Origin of the sequence: Dietzia sp. DQ11-38-2, assembly GCF_014145055.1 — a bacterium.
GTDB lineage: Bacteria > Actinomycetota > Actinomycetes > Mycobacteriales > Mycobacteriaceae > Dietzia.
In genome coordinates, this window is sequence record NZ_JAALDW010000311.1 from 1 (window position 1) to 3,483 (window position 3,483).

Here is a 3,483-nt window from a genome sequence, read left to right on the forward strand (position 1 = left end):
CATCCGCTGCCAGCCCCCCGCGCCCGACCGTCTCGACGGCGGTCACCTCGGCGACGGTCGCCGGCCCCGGCGCGGGGATCAGTCGCAACTGGACCCTGGTCCCGTCGAACGCCCCCATCCAGGCCGCGAACATCCCCGTGCCGTCCGCGCGGAGGTCGAGAGTGTAGCCGTGCGAGAACCATGACCCGGTCTCGCGGACCACCTCGGCCGGGGAGGGCACCGAGACCGCCGGCGAGGGGGCGGCCAGGGCTGGTGCGGCCAGGGTTGGTGCGGCGACGAGACCGGACACCACGACCATCAACGCAGCGACCGTGGCCGCGGCCAGCCGACGCCCCACTCCCGGGCTCATTCGCTGCATCCTCATGAGATCACTGTAGTCACACCAGTAACACGATTCGGTGCCGCGAATGCGTCGAAATGGTCACCAAAACACCAACCCGCCGTGAAGATATGAGAAGTAGTGGAGACCGCACCTATCGTCGTTCCGTCACACCCGGCGGATCCGCCGCCCGATCGCCCCACAAGGAGTCGACCATGACCAGCCCGCCCACCAGGAGTGGGGCGACACCGAGAGAGACATTCTCCCGTCGCTCCGTCTTCGTCTTTGCCGCCATCGGCTCCGCCGTCGGCCTCGGCAACATCTGGCGCTTCCCCTTCGTCGCCTACGACAACGGCGGCGGCGCCTTCCTGCTCCCCTACCTCGTGGCCCTGCTCACCGCGGGCCTCCCGTTGCTGTTCTTCGACTACGCCATCGGCCACCGTTTCCGCGGGTCCGCGCCGCTGAGCTTCCGGCGGATGAACCGCTTCGCCGAGCCGATCGGCTGGATCCAGGTCCTGGTGTCCTTCGTCATCGCCGTGTACTACGCCGTGATCATCGCCTGGGCCGCCTCCTACGCGTGGTTCTCGATCGACGAACGGTGGGGGGAGACATACGAGGAGTCGGCGTCGTTCTTCGCCGAGGACTTCCTCCGCGCCGGCAGCGGCTTCGGCGTCGACTTCGTCCCGGGCATCGCGATCGTCCTGGTGGTCGTGTGGATCGTGACGCTGGGAGTCCTGCTCGCGGGTGTCCAGAACGGTATCGGCCGCACCGCCCTGCTCTTCGTCCCGCTGCTCGTGGCGCTCTTCGCCGCCCTCGTCGTGCGGTCACTCTTCCTCGACGGCGCCATGGACGGCCTCAACAACTTCTTCACCCCGGACTGGGGCGTGCTCACCGAGCCGAGCGTGTGGATCGCGGCCTACGGGCAGATCTTCTTCTCGCTCTCGGTGGGCTTCGGCATCATGCTGACCTACTCCTCCTACCTCAAGCGCAAGTCCAACCTCACGAGCTCCGGGCTGGTCGTGGGCTTCTCCAACTCGGCCTTCGAGGTCCTCGCCGGCATCGGCGTGTTCGCCACCCTCGGCTTCCTCGTCTCCACGTCGGCGGGCGCCGGCTGGGAGGACGTGGGCGGCGGGCCGGGACTGGCGTTCATCGCCTTCCCGGCCCTGATCTCGCAGATGCCGGGCGGCCCGATCTGGGGCGTGGTGTTCTTCGTCTGCCTCATCCTGGCCGGTATCACCTCACTCATCTCGATCGTCCAGGTGGTCATCTCGTCCTTCCAGGACAAGATGGGCAGCAGCCGCACCACCTCGGTGCTGGCCGTCGGCATCCCGATGGCGGCCGCCTCGATCCTGCTCATGCCCACCGAGACCGGGTTGCAGAACCTCGACGTGATGGACAAGTTCGTCAACAGCCTCGGCATCGTCGGCATCACCCTCATCGCCCTCATCGTGGTGATCTTCGTGATGCGCCTCGCCCCCACCCTGCGCGATCACCTCAACTCGGTGTCCTCGTGGAAGGTCGGCACCTTCTGGATCGTGTGCCTCGCCGTGATCACCCCGGTCGTCCTGGGTTACTCGCTGATCCGCGAGATCATGTCCCTCATCTCCGAGCCCTACGAGGGCTATGACGCCGCCATCCTGGGCGTCTGGGGTTGGGGCATGATCGGGACCATCCTGGTCTTGTCGATCATCCTGTCGGCCCTGCCCTGGCGGGGGGCCCGCCAGCTCGACGGACCGCCGAGTGTCGACGACGACCCGAGCGACTACGTCTACGAGGAGGGACTCACCCGTCCCGACGAGAACCCTGCCCCCACCCACACGCCCAAGGAGGCCTGAGCCATGGACGCTTCCGCGATCATCATGATGGTGCTGTTCCTGCTCGTGATCTGGGGCGGACTCGTCGCCAGCATCGTGCACTACGCCGGCCACCCCGACGATCCTGACGGATCCACGGCGACTCCCGCGCGCGAGCTCTGAGCTCCCGCCGCACGACCTGATCGCCGACCCCGGCGTCCGCACACCACAGCGGCGCCGGGGTCGGGTGTTCCGAGGAGAGCACCGGCCACGGCCCCAAGTCGCCGCGCGGCTCTCCTGCACGGCACTAGCCTTGTGGTCATGGACGCCACCGACAGCGACGCCGCCTCCGCCACCTCCGCAAGCGGAGCCGACACCGGAGCCCCAGACGAGGCCCCTACTGAAATCCGTCACCTGATCCAGCAGTGGAACCATCTCGACGAGCTCCTGGCGGGACTCAAGAGGGACGACTGGGCCACCCCCACCGCGCTCCCGGGCTGGACGGTGCGAGACGTGGTGGCGCACATCGCCGGAACCGAGCACCTGCTGGCCGGCGAGCCGATACCGGACGTCGACCTCCCCGCCTCGTCGCGCGACTATGTCCGCAATCCCATCGGGGAGCTCAACGAGAGGTTCGTCCAGGAGGCCCGGTCCCTGGCCGTCGAGGACGCGTTCGCGGACTTCCGCGAGGTCGTGGCCGAGCGCACCGTGCAGCTCTCCGAGATGACCGCCGAAGACCTGGAGGCCGAGACCGACTCCCCCGTCGGCCGCGTGCCGTTCCGACGCTTCATGGGGGTGCGCGTGTTCGACTGCTGGGTCCACGAGGACGACATCCGTCACGCCCTCGGCATGACTCACCACCTCGACAGCGGCGTGGGGAGGTTCGCGCTCGGGGAGATCGCGCGCGCCCTACCCCGGATCGTGGGCAAGAACGCCGGGGCCCCGGACGGTTCGCGGGTCCGGTTCCGGGTGAAGGGCGACTCCGATGCCGACCCGTCCCTGGCCACCGATGTGCTGGTCGCCGGCCGGGCGGGACTCGTGGACGTCGACGACTCCGCACGGGTCTCGGTCGAGCTGGTCTTCGACACCCCGACCTTCGTCCGCTCCGCGACCGGCAGGATCTCCGCGGAACCCGGAAACGGTGTGGAGATCAGCGGCGACGAGGAGCTGGGCCGGAGGATCCTCGAATCGATGGCCTTCACCATCTGATCCCGGTCGCCGGATCCGCTGCCGACGGTGTCGACACCGATGACGCACATCGTGGTGATGGGCGTGACCGGTGCCGGCAAATCGACCGTTGCGCAGGCGATCGCCGAACGGATCGGCGCCCCTTTCGTGGGCGCTGACGACCTGCACCCGCCCGCCAACCGC

At 68.4% G+C, this 3,483-nt stretch carries 4 protein-coding genes and 1 pseudogene; 4 read left to right on the top strand and 1 reads right to left on the bottom strand.

The window, feature by feature from the left end; translation table 11 throughout:
- Positions 1 to 364 (bottom strand): annotated as a pseudogene (locus G6026_RS10965) (hypothetical protein); the annotation flags it as partial.
- 170 nt (positions 365 to 534) lie between these two features.
- On the opposite strand from G6026_RS10965, the gene G6026_RS10970 reads away from it, so the two are divergent.
- From G6026_RS10970 to G6026_RS10985, 4 genes are all read left to right on the top strand, one after another.
- The gene (locus tag G6026_RS10970; RefSeq protein WP_182613197.1) at positions 535 to 2,154 is read left to right on the top strand and encodes a sodium-dependent transporter; all 1,620 of its coding nucleotides are present in this window, start codon (positions 535 to 537) and stop codon (positions 2,152 to 2,154) included.
- Between the two features lie 3 nt (positions 2,155 to 2,157).
- Complete coding sequence (locus tag G6026_RS10975; protein ID WP_107756012.1) at positions 2,158 to 2,295, top strand: methionine/alanine import family NSS transporter small subunit; 138 nt, start codon at positions 2,158 to 2,160, stop codon at positions 2,293 to 2,295.
- A gap of 138 nt (positions 2,296 to 2,433) precedes the next feature.
- The gene (locus tag G6026_RS10980) at positions 2,434 to 3,321 is read left to right on the top strand and encodes a maleylpyruvate isomerase family mycothiol-dependent enzyme (RefSeq protein ID WP_182613198.1); all 888 of its coding nucleotides are present in this window, start codon (positions 2,434 to 2,436) and stop codon (positions 3,319 to 3,321) included.
- A gap of 39 nt (positions 3,322 to 3,360) precedes the next feature.
- On the top strand, positions 3,361 to 3,483 hold a 123-nt coding region (locus G6026_RS10985), incomplete at its 3' end, for a shikimate kinase (protein WP_277815607.1).

What these genes read in the sequence shown, in the direction of transcription:
- G6026_RS10980 (WP_182613198.1), top strand. Translation starts at nt 2,434, where the DNA reads ATGGACGCCACCGACAGCGACGCCGCCTCCGCCACCTCCGCAAGCGGA.
- G6026_RS10975 (WP_107756012.1), top strand. Translation starts at nt 2,158, where the DNA reads ATGGACGCTTCCGCGATCATCATGATGGTGCTGTTCCTGCTCGTGATC.
- G6026_RS10970 (WP_182613197.1), top strand. Translation starts at nt 535, where the DNA reads ATGACCAGCCCGCCCACCAGGAGTGGGGCGACACCGAGAGAGACATTC.